Source organism: Mesorhizobium sp. M3A.F.Ca.ET.175.01.1.1 (assembly GCF_004791945.1).
Taxonomy (GTDB): domain Bacteria; phylum Pseudomonadota; class Alphaproteobacteria; order Rhizobiales; family Rhizobiaceae; genus Mesorhizobium.
This window is the reverse complement of record NZ_SRTP01000016.1, coordinates 98,474-117,278: the sequence shown is the minus strand read 5'-3', so window position 1 is coordinate 117,278 and position 18,805 is coordinate 98,474. Positions and strand designations below refer to the sequence as shown.

The window sequence follows — 18,805 nt, the reverse complement described above, 5'->3', positions numbered from 1 at the left end:
AACATCCGATCTGGGCAATGATTAGGATTGCTCAAGGAAATCAACGCTCCTTGAAACAACCCTCAACCAAGACCAATGGAGCATCGACATGGCCAATCAAGGCGGCAGCCACGAACAACATGTGAAGGCCGGCCAGCAGAGCCACAAGAACCGTGATCAGGATCAGCGCCCCAGCGGCGGACAACAGAACGCCGATGACATGAACAAAAGGCGCGGCGGGCAGCAGCAAGCCGAGGACATGAACAAGGGCCGCGCCGGCCAGCAGGGCGGCGACATGGAAAGAGGCCAGCACGCTGGCGGCCAGCATAGGGGCGGCAGCGGCAACTTCGCCGAAGACCGCGAGCGCGCCTCGCAAGCCGGCCGCAAGGGCGGCCAGTCCTGACTTCGAAGCGGCGCTCGCAGCAAGGCGGGCGCCTTCCCCAATTCAACTGACGGAGACACAGATGGCGAAGAAAAGTTCGTCCCAGGCCGCGAGCGGTCTCGAGACCCTGTTCGTGGACGGCCTCAAGGACCTCTACTATGCGGAAAAGAAGATCCTGAAGACGCTGCCGAAGATGGCCAAGGCGGCGCAGGCCGAGGAGGTGAGCGCGGCGTTCGAGAAGCATCGCATGGAGACGGAAGCCCAGGTCGACCGCCTCGAACAGGTGTTCGAGCTGCTCGGCAAGCCGGCGCGCGGCAAGACCTGCCCGGCGATCGACGGCATTATCGAAGAGGGTTCGGAAATCCTCGAGGAGTACAAGGACGAGCCGGCGCTCGATGCCGGCCTGGTCGCCGCGGCCCAGGCGGTCGAGCATTATGAGATCGCGCGCTACGGCACGCTGATCGCCTGGGCCGAACAGCTCGGCCTCAAGGACGCCCTGCCCTTGCTGCGCGAGACGCTGAAGGAAGAGTCGGCCACCGACGAGACGCTGACCAAGCTCGGCGAAAGCGGCGCGAACGAGCGGGCCCTGCAGAAGGCCGCATAGCGGGTTTGGCACGCTCGCACACCAGCAAGCGGCCCTGGCAGCAGCCGGGGCCGCAACTTCGAGTTGATAGCGGTCATCTGAACACCAGCCTGCCGCTCCAGCCATTCTGGAACCACTTGCGCCTCCCGCAGTTGCCTAGGGATGGCCCCAACGGCCGCTTCACGCAGGACAACCAGTGGAGGCTCCGATGTCCGTGCACACTCTTCACCCTGATAGCGTCGACGAGACGCGAACGCTGGCCTATTCGACCTTTGCCCCTGCCCTTCTCAACGCCTTGACGCAGCGGCTCGGCAGCTGTCTTGGGATGAAGGAACTGGACAAGGTCGAGCAGGCGCTGGTGCGCGTCGTCGAAGAGGCCGACCTCGCCGCGCCGCATGCGGACGCAATGAAGGAGTTCGCCGTCGAGCTCGTCATATCCACGATCAGGAACGTCCGCGAGCATCCCGACACCAAGAGCGACCTGGAGGAGATCGAGGGACGCCGCACCGAGGGCCGCTCCGAGAACGCGCAAACGCTGGAAGAGCAGTTGGAAGCGGGCCTGGAGGACAGTTTTCCGGCGAGCGATCCGCCTGCGGTCGTGTCGACCTCCATTTCCGGCGGCGCGAAGGACATCGTTGGAACCGACGAGGTGCTGCGCCGCAAGAAGGAGGCTTCGCTGCGCCGCGAGGAAAAGGCGGCAAGCTAGGCCCCGGGAGCTCATGAACGCTTTTTTCGAGCGCGCCGGCGCGCCGCCACGCTGCCTGGGCGCTCCAGAGCGGCCGAAGGCGGCACAAACCCGGGCCTGCGGAGGGAACCAGTCCCTCCCGCCAGGGTTGGTCCGTTATCGGAAGGAGAAAGCGATGAACAAGAGCGAACTTCCGCACCGTCCCGGCGCCGGCCGCCAGCCGGCCGGCACGCATTTGCCGACAAAGGGCGGCGATGATCCTGACGTGCGCTTCCTGGCCGAGAACAGCGATCTGTCGCCGAAGCAGGCGCGCGAGCTGATCCGGGAGCACGGGCATGATCGCGACAAGCTTCTGAGGATCGCACGAACCATGAAGGCGGAGGGCTGAACGGCTCTTCCGAAAGCGAGGCAGGACAATGAGCAACACACCACGCACCGGACGCCCAGGCACTTCCGATCAATGGCCGCGGTGGGAAGGGCCGAAAGCCAACCGGCCAAGAGGCTACCTCCCGGCCAAGGACGACCCGGACGAGGACCGCGACGCGGCCGGCGAGAACAACCAGGACCCGGAACGCTCCGACCTGGGCGACGCGGTGAAGAAGAAGAAGAATACATAAGGCCGGGTGGCCCTGGCCTTCACTCAGGCGCAAAGGAGAAGAAAAATGCCACGCGGAGACAAATCGAAATACACCGACAAGCAGGAACGCAAGGCCGACCATATCGCCGAGGGCTATGAGAAGCGCGGCGTCTCCGAGAAGGAAGCCGAGCGGCGCGCCTGGGCGACCGTCAACAAGGACGACGGCGGCGGCAAGAAGGCCGGCGGCTCGGGACGCGGCAAGCACACCGGCCATCCGGCGGCGCACAAGGGTGGCAAGGCCGGCGGCAAGGCGTCAGCGTCACGCTCGGCGGCCGACCGTTCCGCCTCGGCCAAGAAGGCAGCAGCGACCCGCAAGCGCAACGCCGAGCATCACGCGCACCATTGATGCAAGACGCGCTCAGCGGCCGTAGAGGCCGATCTCGTCCGCGGTGATCGGAACCTTGCCGGCGCCATCGCCGGCGATCTCGGCAAGACGCTGCTTCAGCATGACGTCCAACCCGTTGCCGGCGCGGCCCTGCGGATCGACGATCGCATCGACCAGCGTATCGAGCGGAATGCCAAGCTGGTCCAGGCCGAGCTGCTTCTCGATCTCGACAATGGCGGAGGGAGAGTGCTGCTTCAATGCCTCGACGGCGTTCTTGACGGCCGAGCCATAGGACATCACCGACGCGTAGTCGCCCTGCTCGAGGCTGAACTCCTTGCCCGCGCGCTCCATCAGCCGAACCTTCGTGGCCGTGACGTTGAGACCGGTCACGCTGAACAGGGAGTGGAGGGTCTGCGACCGGGACGCTCCGGCACCGGATGCCGCGGGACTGCTGCCCGCGGCCACACCGTCGCCGACCGGTCTGGCGATCGACACCGGGCGTTGCTGGATCAGGACGGCGGCGTTCAGTGTCGGAGGTGAAGACATTGCCGGTCTCGCGGGTGCCCGTCGTCATTCCTGGGAAAAACAGTGGGTTCGGCAAGCAGGTAAAGGAATTCCATGAAGGATTTCCTAGGTGAGAGGGTTAGCGATCTCTTGCGCTCCGTCCCGGGCAGCGCGGTCGGCTGCGTCAGCCGAACCGCTTCTGCGGCAGTCCGCCGGTGGCCCGCGCGACGATCGCCTCCAGCGGCTCCGGGCGATGCAGCAGGAAGCCCTGGGCGTAGGTAACGCCCATGCTCCTGAGGATTTCCAGCGCGGCCTTCTCTTCGACCTTCTCGGCCACCACGGCAGCGCCCATGCTCCTGGCGATGCCTGAAATCGCCGAGACGATCTCGCGGTCGAAGCGGCTGTCGGCGATGTGCTCGATGAAGGAGCCGTCGATCTTGATGGCGTCGATCGGGAAGCGCCTGAGATATTCGAAGGAGCTCATGCCAGCGCCGAAATCGTCGAGGCTGACGCGGCAGCGGCGCTCGCGCGCCCGGCGCACGAACTGCTCGGCGGCGTCGAAATTGGTTACAGCGGCGGTCTCGGTGATCTCGAAGCCGATGCCGGTCGGCGGCGCGCCGGTCTCGGCGATTGCCGCGTCGACGAAATCCCAAAGCTGCGGGTCCGACAGCGTCTGCGCCGACAGATTGAAGCCGAGCGAGATGGCGCCCGAACGCATTGCCTGGGCGTGGCGCATGAGCGCCGTGCGGATGATCCAGCGGTCGAGCCTCGCGGCGATGCCGAAGCGTTCGGCCACGGGTATGAAGTCGCCCGGCGGGATCATCCTGCCGTCGCGCCCGGCGAGCCTGGCCAGCACCTCGACATGGCGGCTTTCCGCCCAGGGCCGGTCGAGCTTGTGGATCTCCTGGCCGTAGAGCTTCAGCCTGCCGTCCTCCATGGCGTCGACCGTGTCGGCGGCAAGCCGCGCCGCGTTGAGGCCGCCCGAGCCCGACACCGCCTTCGGCGAGAACACGGCGAAGCGGTCGCGGCCGCCGGCCTTGGCCGCGTAGCAGGCGTCGTCGGCGCAGGCCAGCGCATCGGCAACCGTGATGTTGGCGTCGCGCACGAAGGCGATGCCGACGCTGGCCGCGAGCCTGCGCGAGGGCACGGCAAGGCCGAGATCGGCGTCGCGCACGGCGGCCAGCACGGCGCGTGCGAGCCGCTCTGCGCAGGCATCGTCGCAATTGGGCACGAGCAGCGCGAACTCGTCGCCGCCAAGTCGCGCGGCGTGCGCCGAGGGCGGCAGGCTGGCGAGGATGCCGGCCGCCACGCCTTTCAGGGCAAGGTCGCCGGCGGCATGGCCGGCGAAATCGTTGAGCGCCTTGAAGTAGTCGAGGTCGACATAGAACACGGCCAGCGGCAGCCGCCGCTGGGTGCCGATATAGTCGCCGAGCAGCCGGTCGAAGGCGGCGCGGTTCAGGAGGCCGGTCAGGGCATCGTGTTCGGCGGCGTAGGCCAGTTCGGCGGCGCGCTGCTTCTCCTCGGTGATGTCGCGCACCGTGCCGAGTATCTGTCCGGCGGAGCCCACGCCGGCAATGAAGCGCACCAGCGACTCGACGTGGCGGACCACGCCGTCGCGGCGCACGATGCGGTACTGCACCGCCACCACCCTGTCGGAGCCGGCCGACACCTGATGCGCCTGTTCGGTGGCTTCCTTGTCGTCGGGGTGCAGGAAGGTGTGCCAGAGGTCGGCCGTCACCTCGTCCTTTTCGGCGACAAGGCCGAAGATTTCGCGGCTGCGGGCGTCCCAATAGCTCTTGTTGGTGCCGATGTCGTGGTGCCAGATGCCGGTGCCGCTGGCGGCGAGCGCCAGCCGGAAGCGGATGTTGACCTGCTCCAGCGCGGCCTCCGCCTCCTTCTGCTTGGTGATGTCGGTCTGCACGCCCATCAGCCGGCGCGGCTTGCCGTCGGCGTCGCGCTCGACAATGCCGCCGCGGTCGAGCACCCAGACCCAGTGGCCATCCTTGTGTTTGAGGCGCAGTTCCGTCTCGATGGACTCGGTCTGGCCGGCGATGTGGCGGTCGCCGCTGTCCATCGCGCGCTGGCGGTCGTCGGGATGGGTGAGCGTCAGCCAGAGATCGGCGGTGTTGGCAAGCTCGCCCTCCGCATAGCCCAGCATCTTCGACCAGGTCGGCGAATAGTAGCAGTCGCCGGTCGAGAGATTCCAGTCCCAGAGGCCGAGATGCGCGCGGTCGAGCGCCACCGCCCAGAACCTGCCGTTACGTGTCTTGCCGTCCGCCATACCCTGTTTTCTTCTCGCCCCCCGCGCAAGTCTGCACGAAACGAAAGAAGAAAGGGTTACCGGGGAAGCTGCTGATCTCCCCCCTCGTGGGGGAGATGGCCGGCAGGCCAGAGGGGGGCGCGACGGAACGCGGCGTTGGCGGACATTGTATGCGACCCGCTAACCGGCTCAAGTATGATGGCAACGACTTGAGAGGCTGGCAGGACAGCGCCCCCCTCTGCCCTGCCGGGCATCTCCCCCACGAGGGGGGAGATTGCTAATCGCCCGCCCCCAGCCTTCTCCTCACCACCGCGGCGTGAAAACGTGCGCCGTGGAGCAGACCGTCGTCGTTGAAGTCGTAGGACGGGTTGTGCAGCGGCGCGGAGTTGCCGTTGCCGAGGAAGACGAAGCAGCCGGGGACTTTTGTCAGGAAGCGGGCGAAATCCTCCGACGCGGTCATCGGCTCGGCGGCGATGCGGACGGCGTCGTCGGCCAGCACGGTGCGGGCTGCCGCAATTGCTTCGTCGACGAGCGCTGCGTCATTGATCAAAGGCACGAACTCGCGCGTGTAGTGACTTCAGCCGCTACGTTATAGGCCTGCGCGGTACCCTCGGCGATGCGCCGCATTTCGTTCTCGATCGCGGCACTCACTTCGGGGCGGAAAGTGCGGGAGTCGCCGAGAATGCGGGCGAGACCGGGCAGTGCGTTGCGGGTGCCGTCGGTGACGAGCTCGGTGACGGAAACGACGCCGATATCGGCAGGGCTCAGGCGGCGCGAGACGATGGTCTGCAGATTGACGACCAGCGCGCAGGCGGCGACCAGCGTCTCCTGCCCGGCATGCGGCCGCGCCGCGTGGCCGCCGAGGCCCTTCAGCACGATCTCGAAATTGTCCTCGGCCGACATCACCGGCCCGCTCCGGGTCTCGAAATGACCAATGGGCAGGCCCGGCATGTTGTGCAGGCCGAAGATTTCCTCGAAGGGGAAGCGCTCGAGCAGGCCGTCCTCCAGCATGGCGAGCGCGCCCCTGCCCCATTCCTCGGCCGGCTGGAAGATGAAGCGCACCGTGCCCTCGAAGCCGCCTTCGGCGGCGAGCAGCTTGGCGGCGCCGAGCAGCATGGCCGTGTGGCCGTCATGGCCGCAGGCATGCATGATGCCGGGAGTCTGCGAACGATAGGCGCAAGCGCCCTGCTCGGCGATGCGCAGCGCGTCCATGTCGGCGCGCAACGCGATCGCGCGGTTGCCGCTGCCGCGCTTCAATGTGCCGACGACGCCGGTGCCGCCGACACCTTCGGCCACCTCCAGGCCGAACGCACGGAGCTTTTTTGCCACGAAGGCTGCGGTGCGCTTTTCCTCGAAGCCGAATTCGGGATGGGCGTGGAGGTCGCGCCGCCACGCCGTCATGTCCCGATGAAGCGCGTGCTGATCGAGTTCGGCCATCGTCCCCTCACTGTCGTTCCAGGCGCGCTTTCCCGCAATCGGGTTTCGTCTCCGCGCGATTCCAGACGGAAGGCCGCTTGCGGAAACTGCTTCAGGCAGTTTGCAGCATCACGTCGTGCGGCGCCCCGACCAGTTCGGCATAGCGAGCCGGGTCGGTCGCGCCTTCCGAGTTGATGGTGAGCACGCGCGACGTCGCATCGAGCCCGAGAGCCGCCCGCATGTCCTTGCTTCCCGCGGCGCGGATCAGCCCGGCGAGCCCCGCGCCGCCGCTCTCGCCGGCGACGATTGCCGGATCGTTGCCGGCGGGCCGCGCCAGCCGCTTCATCACCGCGACCGCGTCTTCCTCCTCCACGGTCATGAAGGCGTCGGCGACGCGCGCCAGCACGCGCCAGGCGATCAGGGACGGCTCGGCGCATTCGAGCATCGCCATCACCGTCGACTGCTGATGGGCGATCGTCACGGGACGTCCGGCCTCGGCCGAGGCGTAGACGCAAGCCGAGCGCCTCGGCTCGACCACCACGGCCTTCGGCCGCCGCTCGCCGAGCAGAATCGCCAGATGGCCGGCGATCGCCGCCGCGAAGCCGCCGACGCCGGCCTGCAGGAAGACGTGGGTGGGCGCCTCCGGCATCTGCCGCAGCGCCTCGCGCAAGGACACCGTATAACCCTGCATGACAAGGCCGGGCACGCGCTCGTAGCCCAGCCAGGACGTGTTGGAAACGATCTTCCAGCCGCGCTCGGCGCCGACCCGAGCGACTTCGCGCACCGCATGATCATAGCCGCCCTCGACCTGGACGATCTCGGCGCCGAGGCGGGCGATGGCCGCGACACGCTCGGCGCTGACGCCGGCATGAACGAAGATGACCGAACGCGCGCCGACCACGCCGGCGCCTTGCGCGACCGAACGGCCATGGTTGCCATCGGTGGCGCAGACAAAGATCATGCCGGACGCGATCTCGCGCACTCTTGCGTCGCCGATCTCGCCGACATCGACGGTGCGACCGAGGCGCTTGCCGGCCTCCTCCAGAACCAGCCGGATGACAGCATAGGCGCCGCCCAGCGCCTTGAAGCTGCCAAGGCCAAGACGCTGGCCCTCGTCCTTCACATGCAGCGCCGCGATGCCGAGGTCATCGGCCAGTGCCGGCAAGGCGTAAAGAGGCGTTTCAGGATGGCTGTGACGCGCCTTGAGATACTGCTCGGCGCGCTCGGCGCCCGCCATGCCGAGGGACTCGGCGTCGGCCGCCACCAAGGGCTGGTTGTGTTCGGGACCCTGGTTGAGCAGCATCATGGTATTTTCTTCGAGGCACTGGACTTTTCGACGCGCGCGAGAATCGCGGCCCTGGTCTGAGCTAAGTGATTGAAGTTTGTTTCGATTTGATGTCGCCGGATGACAGCCTTGGCTGGACTCGACGCCGGTCCATGCCGGAAGGCGGCCGGCGTTGATGGTCAAATTGCTCATGCCGGCTCTTGTGCCCCCAAGACCTCTTCCAGCGCCATGCCGACCAGCTCGGTGTAGCGGCCCGGGTCGGTCGCGCCTTCGGAGTTGACGATCAGGACGCGGGAGCTGCTGTCGATGCCAAGCGCCATGCGCATGTCCTTGTCTTCGGCGGCGCGGATCAGCCCCGCGAGCCCTACCCCGCCGCTCTCGCCGGAGACGATCGCCGGATCGTTGCCCAGGGGGCGCGCCAGCCGGTTCATCACCGCGACCGCATCTTCCTCGTCGACCGTCATGAAGGCATCGCCCAGGCGCGACAGCACGCGCCAGGCGAGCGGCGACGGCTCGTGGCATTCGAGCATCGCCATGACCGTCGGCTGCTCATGCGCAATCTTCATCGGGCGCCCGGCCTCGGCGGTGGCGTAGATGCAGGCAGCTCGAGCCGGCTCGACCACCACGACCTTTGGCCGCTGCTCCCCGAGCACGATCGCCAGATGGCCGGCGACCGCCGCCGCGAAGCCGCCGACGCCGGCCTGCAGGAAGACATGGGTGGGCGGCGCGGGCAGTCGCCGCAGCGCCTCGCGCACGATCACCGTATAGCCTTGCATGACAAGGCCTGGAATGCGTTCGTAGCCCGGCCAGGAGGTGTCGGAAACGACCGTCCAGCCGCGCTCGGCGGCAATGCGGGCGGCTTCGCGCACCGAATGGTCGTAGCCGCCCTCGACCCTGACCATCTCGGCGCCGAAGCGGGCGATCGCCGCGACCCGCTCGCGGCTTACGCCGGCATGGACGAAGACCACCGAGCGCGCGCCGACCACGCCGGCGCCCTGCGCCACCGAGCGGCCGTGATTGCCGTCGGTCGCGCAGCAGAAGGTCATCTGCGCGGCGACCGCGCGCACTGGTGCGTCGTTGATCTCGCCGACATCGACGGCGCGGCCGAGCCGCCTCCCGGCTTCCTCCAGCACCAGCCGGATGACGGCATAAGCGCCGCCCAGCGCCTTGAAACTGCCGAGGCCGAGACGCCTGCCTTCGTCCTTGACGTGCAGCGCAGCGATGCCGAGCGCGCCAGCCAGCGCCGGCAGGGCGTGCAGGGGCGTCTCGGCATGGTTGTCGCGGGCTTCGAGGAAACGCTCCGCCTCCTCGGCGCCGGCGATGCCGAGGGTGGCGGCATCGGTCGCGGCAAGCGGCTGGTCGTGTTCGGGATGGCGGTTGAGCAGCATCATGGCGTTTTCCCTGTGGTGCGCTGAAATCTATTGCAGAGCGCATGAGAAAGGCGCTCTGATTTGGCCGCCTCCATGCAAGTTTGTTTCGTCTGGACGTCGCTATGACCGCAAACCTCGACGCCCTCGACCGGGCGATCCTGTCCATCCTGCAGAAGGACAACACCACACCGCAGCGGATCATCGGCGAGGCGGTCAACCTGTCGGCGCCGGCCGTGCAGCGGCGCATCAGGCGCATGGAGGAGACAGGCGTCATCCGCGCCAATGTCGCGCTCGTCGATCCGGCCAGGGTCGGCCATCCGATCACCATCTTCGTCGAGGTCGAGGTGGAGAGCGAGCGCGCCGAACTGATCGACGCCGCCAAGCGCGGCTTCGCAGCCGTGCCCGAGGTGCAGCAATGCTACTACGTGACCGGCGAGGCCGACTTTATCCTCGTCGTCACCGTGGCGAGCATGGCCGACTACGAGGCGCTGACCCGACGGCTGTTCTTCGAGAACAACAACGTCAAGCGGTTCCGGACTTTCGTGGCGATGGACCGGGTGAAGGTCGGGATGGAAGTGCCAGTGGGGTGAGTGGCTATCTCCCCTCTCGTGGGGGGAGATCAGCTGTCACCGCGGCCCCGCGCCAGCCATCTCGCATAGACCTCCCCGACGATCCCGCGCCGGAAGATCAGCACGCAGACCATGAAGATCACGCCGGTGGCGATCGTCACCGGGAAGCCGGAGGTGGCCAGCGTGTTTTCGAGCCCGACGACGAGGCCGGCGCCGACCACCGGGCCGACCATGGTGCCGATGCCGCCGAGCAGGGTCATCAGGATCACCTCGCCCGACATCTGCCAGGTGACGTCGGTGAGCGTGGCGAACTGGAAGACGATCGCCTTGGTCGCGCCGGCGAGGCCGGCAAGGGCGGCCGACATGACGAAGGCGGCGAGCTTGTAGCGGCCGACCGAATAGCCGAGCGAGATGGCGCGATTCTCGTTCTCCCTTATCGAGCGCAGGATCATGCCGAAGGGCGAGTTGACGATGCGCCAGATGGCGAAGACGCCGATCAGGAAAACGGCGAGCACGAAGAAATACATGTTCATTGGCACGTTGAGATCGACGACGCCGAACAGATGGCCGCGCGGCACCCCCTGGATGCCGTCCTCGCCTTCGGTGAAGGGCGCCTGGACGCAGAAGAAATAGAACATCTGCGCCAGCGCAAGCGTGATCATGGCGAAGTAGATGCCCTGCCGGCGGATGGCGAGGAAGCCCATGACGAGGCCCATGCCAGCCGCACCTGCGGTGCCGAGCAGGATCCCGGCCTCCGGCGGCCAACCCCAGGCCTTCACCGCATAGGCGCAGAAATAGGCGGCGCCGCCGAAGAAGGCGGCGTGGCCGAAGGAGAGCAGACCGGTATAGCCCAGGAGCAGGTTGAAGGCGCAGGCGAACAGCGCAAAGCACAGCATCTTCATCACGAAGATCGGGTAGATGAGGAAGGGGGCTGCGACGAGCGCCAGGATGCCGAGCGCAACCAGCGCCCGCTCCATTCTGATGGAGGCAGCGGCGCGCTCTTGGTGAAGGGTCGCCTCGCTCATCTCAGGCATCCCTTCCGAACAGGCCGGCGGGCCGAAGCAGCAGCACGATCGCCATGATGACGAAGACGACGAGGTTCGAGGCCTCGGGATAGAAAACCTTGGTCAGGCCCTCGGCGAGGCCGAGCATGTAGCCGGTGACGATGGCGCCGAGGATCGAGCCCATGCCGCCGACCACGACGACGGCGAAGACGACGATGATCAGGTCCGAGCCCATCAGCGGGCTGACCTGGTAGACGGGCGCGGCGAGGATGCCGGCGAGGCCGGCAAGGGCGGCGCCCAGCCCATAGGTGAGCATCAACAGCAGCGGCACGTTGACGCCGAAGGCTTGCACCAGTTCGGGGTTCTCGGTCGCGGCGCGCAAATACGAGCCGAGCCTGGTCTTCTCGATCAAGAGCCAGGTGCCGATGCAGACGATGAGCGAGGCCACCACCACCCAGCCGCGATAATTGGGCAGGAACATGAAGCCGAGATTGGTGCCGCCGGCGAGCAGCGTCGGCACCGCGTAAGGGTTGCCGGAGACGCCGTAGTAGAAGCGGAACACGCCTTCGATCACGAGCGCCAGGCCGAAGGTGAAGAGCAGCCCGTAGAGCGGGTCGAGGCGGTAGAGGCGCGACAGCGCGAGACGTTCCACCACGATGCCGAACAGGCCGACGGCCAAAGGCACGACGACCAGCGCCGGCCAGTAGCCGATGCCCAGATGCACCAGCAGCAGATAGCCGATGAAGGCGCCGAGCATATAGAGCGCGCCATGGGCAAAGTTGATGATGCGCAACAGCCCGAAGATGACGGCCAGCCCGAGGCTGAGCATGGCGTAGAAAGAGCCGTTGATCAGACCGACAAGGAGTTGGCCGAGCAGGGCCTGGATGGGGATGCCGAAGATCATGGTCATGGCGTGATCTCCGCGAGAACTGCGGATATCGGCAAGTCCAACTGTCCTCGCCGGCGCTGCCCCTCACCTGCCTGCCGGCATCCTCTTCCCGTATAGTGACGGGGAGAGGGACGCTGTCGCCGACGGTTTCGCCAATCACCAACGTTGCAAGAAGGGCGATGAGGTTGCGGCCAGCCCCTTTTCCCCGTCTCTATACGGGGAGAAGTGCCCGGCAGGGCGATGTGGGGCGGCGCCGACGCCCGGAAGGCAAGGGCCAAGATGCAATCCGCACGCGATCGGAGGCGTCCCGAAGGCTCCCCCTCTCCTGCAGGTGTTCCTTGCGTTGCTGCCATCATACGCCCAGTACCTCGTGCAGCTTCTCGGTATGGGCGGAAAGCGCGCCGACGGCAAAACCCTCCACCACCTTGCCGTGGTCCATCAAATAGAAGCGGTCGGCGATGCGGGCGGCGAAGCGGAAGTTCTGCTCGACCAGGAGGATGGTCATGCCGCGCTGCTTCAAGGTCGCCAGCAACTCACCGATGCGCTGGACGATGACCGGAGCCAGCCCTTCCGTCGGCTCGTCGAGCAGCAGCATCTCGACGCCGGTGCGCAGGATGCGGGCGATCGCCAGCATCTGCTGCTCGCCGCCGGAAAGCTTCGTGCCCTGGCTGTTGCGACGCTCCTTCAGGTTGGGGAAGAGCTCGAAGATTTCCTCCACGCTCATGCCGCCCCTGGCCACCACCGGCGGCAGGATGAGGTTCTCGTCGACGGTCAGCGTGGCGAAGATGCCGCGTTCCTCCGGCACGAAGCCGATGCCCTGATGGGCGACGCGATGCAGCGGCAGCTGGATCAGGTCCCTGCCGTCGAAGGTGACGCTGCCGGTTCGCTTGCGGATCAGGCCCATGATGGCGCGCAGCGTCGTCGTCTTGCCGACGCCGTTGCGGCCGAGCAGCGTCACCGTCTCGCCGCGAAAGACATCGAGATTGACGCCGTGCAGCGCATGGCCCTCGCCGTACCAGGCGTGCAGATCGCGCACGGCAAGCAGCGGTTCACTCATGCTCGGTCCCCATATAGGCGACCCGCACGCGCTCGTCCCGGCTGACGGTCGCATAGTCGCCGGCGGCCAGCACCTGGCCGCGCTGCATGACGGTGATCCAGTCGCAGAGGTCGGCGACGACGGCGAGGTTATGCTCGACCATCAGCACCGCGCGGTCGCGGGCCAGCGAGCGGATGATGCCGGAGATCATGCCGACATCCTCATGCCCCATGCCGGCCATCGGCTCGTCGAGCAGAAGCACCTTGGGGTCGAGCGCCAGCGTGGTGGCGATCTCCAGCACGCGCTTGCGGCCATAGGAGAGGTCGCCGGCCAGCCGGTGCGCGGCATCGTCGAGGCCGACGATCGCGAGCAGCTCGCGCGCCCTCGGCGTCAGCCGGTCCAGGGATGCGAGCGAGCGCCAGAACTGGTAGCCCAGCCCGCCCGGCCGCTGCAGCGCCACGCGCACATTGTCGAGCGCGGTGAGATGCGGAAAGATCGCCGAGATCTGGAACGAGCGCACCAGCCCCATGCGCGCCACCCTGGCCGGCGGCGTGCGGGTGATGTCGGTGCCGAGCAGCTCGATCCTGCCGCTGGTCGGCTGCAGGAATTTGGTCAACAGGTTGAAGATGGTGGTCTTGCCGGCGCCGTTGGGGCCGATCAGCGCATGGATCTTGCCGTGATGGACGTCGAGATCGACATCCTTGACCGCGACGAAGCCGGCGAAGTCGCGCCTGAGGCCGCGGGCGGAAAGCACCACCCGCGGCATCTGTTTTGTGCCGTCCCGTCGGATGGCGGTCGTGGTGTCGAGCGTCACTTGCTGACGAGCGGACAGCCGCTTTCCTCGGCCTTCAGGAAGGCCTTGTCGCCGGGAATGGTCGCCAGATAATTGTAGTAGTCCCAGTCCTTCTTGCTCTCTTCCGGCTTCTTGACCTGGTAGAGATACATGTCGTGCACCATCGAGCCGTCGGCCTGCACCTTGCCGTTGACGGTGAACACGTCGTTGACCGGCATCTCATGCAGCTGCTTGGCGACCGCCTCGGTCTCGTCGGTGCCGGCCTTGTCGATGGCCTTCAAATACTGTGTCACCGCCGAATAGGTGCCGGCCTGGATCATGTTGGGCATGCGGTTGGTGCGCTTGAAGAAACGCTGCGCGAAATCGCGGCTCACGTCATCGCGGTCCCAGTAATAGCCTTCGGTCAGCACCACGCCCTGCGCCGCCTGGAGGCCGAGGCCATGCACCTCGGCGAGCGTGAAGAGCAGTGCTGCAAAGCGCTGGCCGCCGGCGACGATGCCGAATTCGGCCGCCTGCTTGATCGAGTTGGAAGTGTCGAGGCCGGCATTGGCAAGGCCGATGATCTTGGCGCCGGAGGACTGCGCCTGCAGCAGGAAGGAGGAGTAGTCGGTCGAGCCCAGCGGGTAGCGCACCTCGCCCAGCACCTTGCCGCCGCTGGCTTCGACCAGCTTGGCGGTCTGCTCCTTCAGCGAATAGCCGAAGGCGTAGTCGACGGTGATGAAATACCAGCTGTCGCCGCCCTGCTGCACCAGGGCGCCGCCGGTGCCGACGGCCTGCGAATGGGTGTCATAGGCCCAGTGAAAGCCATAGGGCGAGCACTGCTTGCCGGTGAGGTCGGTGGAAGCGGCGCCGGTGACGATGTCGATCTTCTTCTTTTCCTTGGAAAGCCCCTGGACGGCGAGCGCCACGGAAGACGTCGTAAGCTCCATGATCGCGTCGACCTGTTCGGTGTCGTACCACTGGCGCGCGATGTTGGAGGCGATGTCCGGCTTGTTCTGGTGGTCGGCGCTGACGACCTCGATCGGCGCGCCCTGCACCTTGCCGCCGAAATCCTCGACCGCCATCTTGGCGGCCTCGACCGACCATTTGCCGCCGAAATCGGCATAGACGCCCGACTGGTCGTTGAGGATGCCGATCTTGACCTTGCCGTCGGAAATTTCGCCAGCCGCCGCCGGCATCGCGGTTGCCGCAATGAGCGCGGCTGAGACGAGATAGGATGCTTTCACTGATGGTTCCTCCCTTGTGGTCAACCACGTCAAACGCGGCTGCCTCGCAATGGTTCAACTATCCCCCAATTTTCGTGAGAATACGGACCCGCTCCCGCTCGCCACCTCCATCCCGCGGGATCATGCCGCTGCCTGCCGAGTGGCAGGCGTGGCGACCCTAGCACCGGGCCCGCGGCTGCGAGAATGCTATTTTCGTAGCATGCCGGGTCTGCGCCCTCGCCCTGTTGCTCACGTCTGCGTGAAGGTGAATTCAGCCGGCCGCGCCCGATACCTTGATGGAGGCGAAACCGGTCTTGCCCAGCCGCTCGAACAGGTCCGCACGCTCCGAGGGCGACAGGCGGCGCAACGGCGGCATCAGCCGCTCCCAGCCGGCCTCGCCGGTCATTTCGGCAAGTGCTGCCTTGACGCTGGCCATCAGCGGGAAGCCGGCGAGCGCGCCGCGGATGGCCATCGCCGCGGCCGCCGCCTCGCGGCCATTATCGCCTTCGGGATCCGACCAGGCGATCTGCGACAGCGCGCCGGTGACGTTGGTGGTGGCCGAGATGCAGCCGGCGAATCGCGCGCTCCTCCACTCGCTCAGGCTCCCTTCGGAGCTCGGGAAGACATCGAAGCCCGGGAATTGAGCGGCCAGCGCGCGCGAGAAGGCGATGTCGCCCGAGGAGTCCTTCAGGCCGATGACGACCTCGGCATAGCGCTGGCGCAGCCTGGCGATCGTCTCGGAGCTGAAGGAAACGCCGGTGTTCTGCGGGATGTGGTAGAGGTAGATTTTCACGCCAGAGGCGCCGGCCATGCCGATGACCTCGCCGACATAGTCGGCCAGGCTCTCGGCATCGATGCCCTTGTAATAGAAAGGCGGCAGGAGCAGCGCCCCGGCAAAGCCGAGGTCGCGCACAGCCCTCGTCAGCGCCGCGGCATCGGCCATCGCCGAGGCCCCGGCGCCGACCATCACCCGCTCCAGCGGCAGGCCGGAAGCGGCCACCGCCCGCATCGCGGCAACGCGCTGCTCGACCGAAAACGATGTCGCCTCGCCGGTGGTGCCGAGCAGGTTGATGCCGTCGCAGCCGCCCTCGCCGAGCAGCCAGCGGCAATGGGCGATCAGACGGCCGGTGTCGATCGTGAGATCGGCGTTGAGCGGGGTCGGGGTGGCGGCGATGACGCCTTGCAGTCTGTCCATCTATGACTTTCCGTCGCGTGGTTGCGAAACCGGGCCGGTCGCGTTCATTCGTCCCCCTGGCCATGGCCCGCGCCGGCTGGGGGCGCGGCCAGGAAATCGAAGTCGCAGCCCTGGTCGGCCTGCAGCACGTGGTCGTGATAGAGCCGCGCATAGCCGCGCGCCGGGCGCTTCAAGGCGGGCCGCTGGGCGGCGGCCCGCGACGCCAACTCCGCCTCGTCGACCAGCATGTCGATGCGCCGTGCCGGCACGTCGAGACAGATCCTGTCGCCGTTGCGGACCAGGGCGAGCGGCCCGCCGGCTGCGGCTTCGGGCGAGACATGCAGCACCACGGTGCCGAAGGCGGTGCCGCTCATGCGCGCGTCCGACAGCCTGACCATATCCTTGACACCGTGCGCCGCAAGCTTCTTCGGGATCGGGATGTAGCCGGCCTCCGGCATGCCTGGCGCGCCCTTCGGGCCGGCATTGCGCAGCACCAGCACGTCGCCGGCCGCGACGTCGAGCGCCGGATCGTCGATGCGCTCGGCAAGGTCGGCGACCGACTCGAACACGACGGCGCGGCCGGTGTGCCGCATCAGCGCAGGCGAGGCCGCCGAATGCTTGATGACGGCGCCGCGCGGGCAGAGATTGCCGGAGAGCACGGCGATGCCGCCCTGCGGTTTGAGCGGCCGGCCGAGCGGCCGGATGACGTGCTGCTCGTGCATGGCCTCGCGCTTCATCACCCGCTCCGCCAGCGTGCCGCCGTCGATCACCGGCACGCCGAGATCGAGAAAGCCGGCGAGTTCGGCGAGCAGGCGCGGCACGCCGCCCGCTTCATGGAAATGCTCCATGTAATGCTCGCCCGAAGGTTTCAGGTCGACCAGCACCGGAACCTCGCGGCCGATCCTGTCGAACTCGGCGAGATCGACCGAATGGCCGGCCCGGCCGGCGATCGCGGCGAGATGGATGATGCCGTTGGTGGAGGCGCCGATCGCCTGCATGACAACCATGGCGTTGCGCAGCGCCGCCGGCGTGACCAGCGCGCCGGGAACGGGCGCGCCGGAGACGGCGATTTGCGCGGCCACGCGGCCGGAAGCCTCGGCCGATCGCACCCGCTCGGCCAGCGGCGCGGGAATGGAAGCGGCGAAAGGCACGGTGAGGCCCATCGTCTCGGCGATGATGGCCATGGTGCTGGCGGTGCCCATGACCATGCAGGTGCCGACCGAAGGCGCCAGCCGGCCGCTGGCCAGCTCGATCTCGGCATCGCCGATGGCGCCGGCACGATGGTCCGACCACAGCCGGCGGCAGTCGGTGCAGGCCCCCAGCGTCTCGCCCTTGTGGTGGCCGACCACCATCGGCCCGACCGGAACCACCACCGTCGGCAGGCCGGCGCTGATGGCGCCCATGATCTGCGCCGGCAAGGTCTTGTCGCAGCCGCCGACAACGACCACGGCGTCCATCGGCTGCGCGCGCACCATCTCCTCGGTGTCCATCGCCATCAGGTTGCGCAGCACCATCGAGGTGGGATGAGCGAAGGCCTCATGGATGGAGATGGTCGGAAAGACCATCGGCAGCGCGCCCGACAGCATGACGCCGCGCTTGACCGCCTCGATCAGCTGCGGCGCATTGCCGTGGCAGGGGTTGTAGTCGCTGGCCGTATTGACGATGCCGACGATCGGCCGCCCCAGCGCGTCGTCCGAATAGCCGGCGGCCTTGATGAAGGCGGTGCGCAAAAACAGCGAGAAGGCCGCGTCGCCATAGCTGGTCACTCGCTTTTTGAGGCCGCGATAAGCCAATCGGCACCTTTGGGCTGCGCTTGCATGGGCGGCGGAGTGACATCTGCCCTCCCCGACGGCCAGCTTAAGTGACTCACTCAAACTGTCAATAATTCTGATCCAAGCCCTTTGGCCACACCCGGTTTTTCCGGGCATATCGAGACAGTCCGGCATTTATATTATCGATGATCGTGACAGATCGCTTCTGTTGCGAGGAATCCGGCTCTGCGGCTAGAGTGGGTCGGGGAAGCCGGCGCGAGGACATCAAGATGCTCACCAGGACGGACTATGGCGGCAAGGAAGCCGACGTCGTCAGAGCGCTTGAGGAAGACATCATCTTCGGCCGGCTGGCGCCGGGCGCACGGCTGGTCGAGGATGGGCTGCTTGCCCGCTTCCCGGTCTCGCGACACAGCATCCGCCAGGCGCTCTACCAGTTGGAGAAGCTCGGCATCGTCACGCGCGAGCGCAACAAGGGCGCGATGGTGAGACGGCTCTCGTCCGAGGAGGTCAGGCAGATCTACGAGGTGCGCGAGCTGTTGCAGCGGCAGGCGGCGCTGATGATCCCGCTGCCGGCCAGCGCGGCACTGATCGACGAATTGATGGAGATCCACAGCATCTACAGCGCCCATGTCGACGCCAACTACCTGCGCGGCATCCACGAGGCCAACGACCGCTTCCACCTCACCATGTTCTCGGCCTGCGGCAACGCCTATCTTGTGTCGTCGATCGAGCAATATATGCGGCTCAGCCTGCCGGTGCGGGCGAACTCGCTGGCCGACCGCGAAAAGCTCGAAGTGTCGCGCCAGCACCACTGCTTCATGATCGAGGCGCTGAAGCGCCGCGACAACTGGGTGCTGGCGCAGCTCTGCATCGACCATTTGCAGCCGAGCAAGGCGTTCTACCTGCAGGAGATCGGGAAGAGCGAGGAGGTTTGAGG

General features: G+C 66.9%; 18 protein-coding genes and 2 pseudogenes. 8 read left to right on the top strand and 12 right to left on the bottom strand.

Going from position 1 to position 18,805, the window contains the following annotated elements; all coding sequences use genetic code 11:
- Nucleotides 1-274: 274 nt before the first annotated feature.
- The 6 genes and pseudogenes from EN818_RS27080 to EN818_RS27055 all read left to right on the top strand — a co-directional run.
- Nucleotides 275-376: pseudogene (locus EN818_RS27080) on the top strand (KGG domain-containing protein); the annotation flags it as partial.
- 67 nt (nt 377-443) lie between these two features.
- On the top strand, nt 444-965 hold the full coding sequence (locus EN818_RS27075) for a ferritin-like domain-containing protein (protein ID WP_095807615.1): 522 nt from the start codon (nt 444-446) through the stop codon (nt 963-965).
- A 187-nt stretch (nt 966-1,152) separates the two neighbouring features.
- Nucleotides 1,153-1,650 carry a hypothetical protein gene (locus EN818_RS27070; RefSeq protein WP_129552813.1) on the top strand — a complete coding sequence of 166 codons (498 nt, stop codon included), beginning with the start codon at nt 1,153-1,155 and terminating at the stop codon, nt 1,648-1,650.
- A gap of 154 nt (nt 1,651-1,804) precedes the next feature.
- Nucleotides 1,805-2,017 (top strand): hypothetical protein, encoded by a 213-nt coding sequence (locus EN818_RS27065; RefSeq protein ID WP_095807616.1) that lies wholly within the window; start codon nt 1,805-1,807, stop codon nt 2,015-2,017.
- A 28-nt stretch (nt 2,018-2,045) separates the two neighbouring features.
- Nucleotides 2,046-2,246: a hypothetical protein gene (locus EN818_RS27060; protein ID WP_095807617.1), complete on the top strand. Its 201-nt coding sequence runs from the start codon at nt 2,046-2,048 to the stop codon at nt 2,244-2,246.
- A 45-nt stretch (nt 2,247-2,291) separates the two neighbouring features.
- On the top strand, nt 2,292-2,612 hold the full coding sequence (locus tag EN818_RS27055; protein ID WP_095807618.1) for a plasmid stabilization protein: 321 nt from the start codon (nt 2,292-2,294) through the stop codon (nt 2,610-2,612).
- A 12-nt stretch (nt 2,613-2,624) separates the two neighbouring features.
- Here the strand turns inward: EN818_RS27055 and EN818_RS27050 are convergent, their stop codons facing one another.
- The 5 genes and pseudogenes from EN818_RS27050 to EN818_RS27025 form a co-directional block, all read right to left on the bottom strand.
- Complete coding sequence (locus EN818_RS27050; protein ID WP_095807619.1) at nt 2,625-3,137, bottom strand: hypothetical protein; 513 nt, start codon at nt 3,135-3,137, stop codon at nt 2,625-2,627.
- 142 nt (nt 3,138-3,279) lie between these two features.
- The gene (locus tag EN818_RS27045) at nt 3,280-5,376 is read right to left on the bottom strand and encodes an EAL domain-containing protein (protein ID WP_095807620.1); all 2,097 of its coding nucleotides are present in this window, start codon (nt 5,374-5,376) and stop codon (nt 3,280-3,282) included.
- Between the two features lie 256 nt (nt 5,377-5,632).
- Nucleotides 5,633-6,792 (bottom strand): annotated as a pseudogene (locus tag EN818_RS27035) (amidohydrolase).
- Nucleotides 6,793-6,883: 91 nt separating this feature from the next.
- Complete coding sequence (locus EN818_RS27030; protein WP_095807621.1) at nt 6,884-8,077, bottom strand: diaminopropionate ammonia-lyase; 1,194 nt, start codon at nt 8,075-8,077, stop codon at nt 6,884-6,886.
- 167 nt (nt 8,078-8,244) lie between these two features.
- A complete protein-coding gene (locus EN818_RS27025; protein ID WP_129552814.1) occupies nt 8,245-9,447 on the bottom strand; it encodes a diaminopropionate ammonia-lyase in 1,203 nt (400 codons plus the stop codon).
- A gap of 101 nt (nt 9,448-9,548) precedes the next feature.
- On the opposite strand from EN818_RS27025, the gene EN818_RS27020 reads away from it, so the two are divergent.
- Nucleotides 9,549-10,016 (top strand): Lrp/AsnC family transcriptional regulator, encoded by a 468-nt coding sequence (locus EN818_RS27020; protein ID WP_095807623.1) that lies wholly within the window; start codon nt 9,549-9,551, stop codon nt 10,014-10,016.
- A gap of 29 nt (nt 10,017-10,045) precedes the next feature.
- Here EN818_RS27020 and EN818_RS27015 read toward each other — a convergent pair whose 3' ends face one another.
- The 7 genes from EN818_RS27015 to EN818_RS26980 all read right to left on the bottom strand — a co-directional run bounded on the left by EN818_RS27015 (nt 10,046) and on the right by EN818_RS26980 (nt 17,862).
- A complete protein-coding gene (locus EN818_RS27015) occupies nt 10,046-11,020 on the bottom strand; it encodes a branched-chain amino acid ABC transporter permease (protein ID WP_095807624.1) in 975 nt (324 codons plus the stop codon).
- Between the two features lies 1 nt (nt 11,021).
- Nucleotides 11,022-11,909, bottom strand: a complete 888-nt coding sequence (locus EN818_RS27010; RefSeq protein ID WP_095807625.1) for a branched-chain amino acid ABC transporter permease — start codon at nt 11,907-11,909, stop codon at nt 11,022-11,024.
- Nucleotides 11,910-12,240: 331 nt separating this feature from the next.
- Nucleotides 12,241-12,945 carry an ABC transporter ATP-binding protein gene (locus tag EN818_RS27000; protein ID WP_095807626.1) on the bottom strand — a complete coding sequence of 235 codons (705 nt, stop codon included), beginning with the start codon at nt 12,943-12,945 and terminating at the stop codon, nt 12,241-12,243.
- Nucleotides 12,938-13,690 (bottom strand): ABC transporter ATP-binding protein, encoded by a 753-nt coding sequence (locus tag EN818_RS26995; RefSeq protein ID WP_095807723.1) that lies wholly within the window; start codon nt 13,688-13,690, stop codon nt 12,938-12,940. Before EN818_RS26995 ends, EN818_RS27000 begins: the two co-directional genes overlap by 8 nt.
- Nucleotides 13,691-13,734: 44 nt before the next feature.
- Complete coding sequence (locus EN818_RS26990) at nt 13,735-14,943, bottom strand: ABC transporter substrate-binding protein (protein ID WP_135905954.1); 1,209 nt, start codon at nt 14,941-14,943, stop codon at nt 13,735-13,737.
- Nucleotides 14,944-15,193: 250 nt separating this feature from the next.
- Nucleotides 15,194-16,117, bottom strand: a complete 924-nt coding sequence (locus EN818_RS26985) for a dihydrodipicolinate synthase family protein (protein ID WP_095807628.1) — start codon at nt 16,115-16,117, stop codon at nt 15,194-15,196.
- 44 nt (nt 16,118-16,161) lie between these two features.
- Entirely contained in the window at nt 16,162-17,862 is a 1,701-nt protein-coding gene (locus EN818_RS26980) for a dihydroxy-acid dehydratase (protein ID WP_095807629.1), read from the bottom strand.
- A 275-nt stretch (nt 17,863-18,137) separates the two neighbouring features.
- On the opposite strand from EN818_RS26980, the gene EN818_RS26975 reads away from it, so the two are divergent.
- Entirely contained in the window at nt 18,138-18,803 is a 666-nt protein-coding gene (locus EN818_RS26975; RefSeq protein ID WP_095807724.1) for a GntR family transcriptional regulator, read from the top strand.
- Nucleotides 18,804-18,805: the final 2 nt, after the last annotated feature.

Coding starts and splice junctions, on each gene's coding strand:
- EN818_RS26995 (WP_095807723.1), bottom strand. CDS start 13,690: ATGCCGCGGGTGGTGCTTTCCGCCCGCGGCCTCAGGCGCGACTTCGCC.
- EN818_RS26985 (WP_095807628.1), bottom strand. CDS start 16,117: ATGGACAGACTGCAAGGCGTCATCGCCGCCACCCCGACCCCGCTCAAC.
- EN818_RS27020 (WP_095807623.1), top strand. CDS start 9,549: ATGACCGCAAACCTCGACGCCCTCGACCGGGCGATCCTGTCCATCCTG.
- EN818_RS27075 (WP_095807615.1), top strand. CDS start 444: ATGGCGAAGAAAAGTTCGTCCCAGGCCGCGAGCGGTCTCGAGACCCTG.
- EN818_RS27015 (WP_095807624.1), bottom strand. CDS start 11,020: ATGAGCGAGGCGACCCTTCACCAAGAGCGCGCCGCTGCCTCCATCAGA.
- EN818_RS27070 (WP_129552813.1), top strand. CDS start 1,153: ATGTCCGTGCACACTCTTCACCCTGATAGCGTCGACGAGACGCGAACG.
- EN818_RS27000 (WP_095807626.1), bottom strand. CDS start 12,945: ATGAGTGAACCGCTGCTTGCCGTGCGCGATCTGCACGCCTGGTACGGC.
- EN818_RS27025 (WP_129552814.1), bottom strand. CDS start 9,447: ATGATGCTGCTCAACCGCCATCCCGAACACGACCAGCCGCTTGCCGCG.
- EN818_RS27060 (WP_095807617.1), top strand. CDS start 2,046: ATGAGCAACACACCACGCACCGGACGCCCAGGCACTTCCGATCAATGG.
- EN818_RS27010 (WP_095807625.1), bottom strand. CDS start 11,909: ATGACCATGATCTTCGGCATCCCCATCCAGGCCCTGCTCGGCCAACTC.
- EN818_RS27030 (WP_095807621.1), bottom strand. CDS start 8,077: ATGATGCTGCTCAACCAGGGTCCCGAACACAACCAGCCCTTGGTGGCG.
- EN818_RS27065 (WP_095807616.1), top strand. CDS start 1,805: ATGAACAAGAGCGAACTTCCGCACCGTCCCGGCGCCGGCCGCCAGCCG.
- EN818_RS27055 (WP_095807618.1), top strand. CDS start 2,292: ATGCCACGCGGAGACAAATCGAAATACACCGACAAGCAGGAACGCAAG.
- EN818_RS27045 (WP_095807620.1), bottom strand. CDS start 5,376: ATGGCGGACGGCAAGACACGTAACGGCAGGTTCTGGGCGGTGGCGCTC.
- EN818_RS27050 (WP_095807619.1), bottom strand. CDS start 3,137: ATGTCTTCACCTCCGACACTGAACGCCGCCGTCCTGATCCAGCAACGC.
- EN818_RS26975 (WP_095807724.1), top strand. CDS start 18,138: ATGCTCACCAGGACGGACTATGGCGGCAAGGAAGCCGACGTCGTCAGA.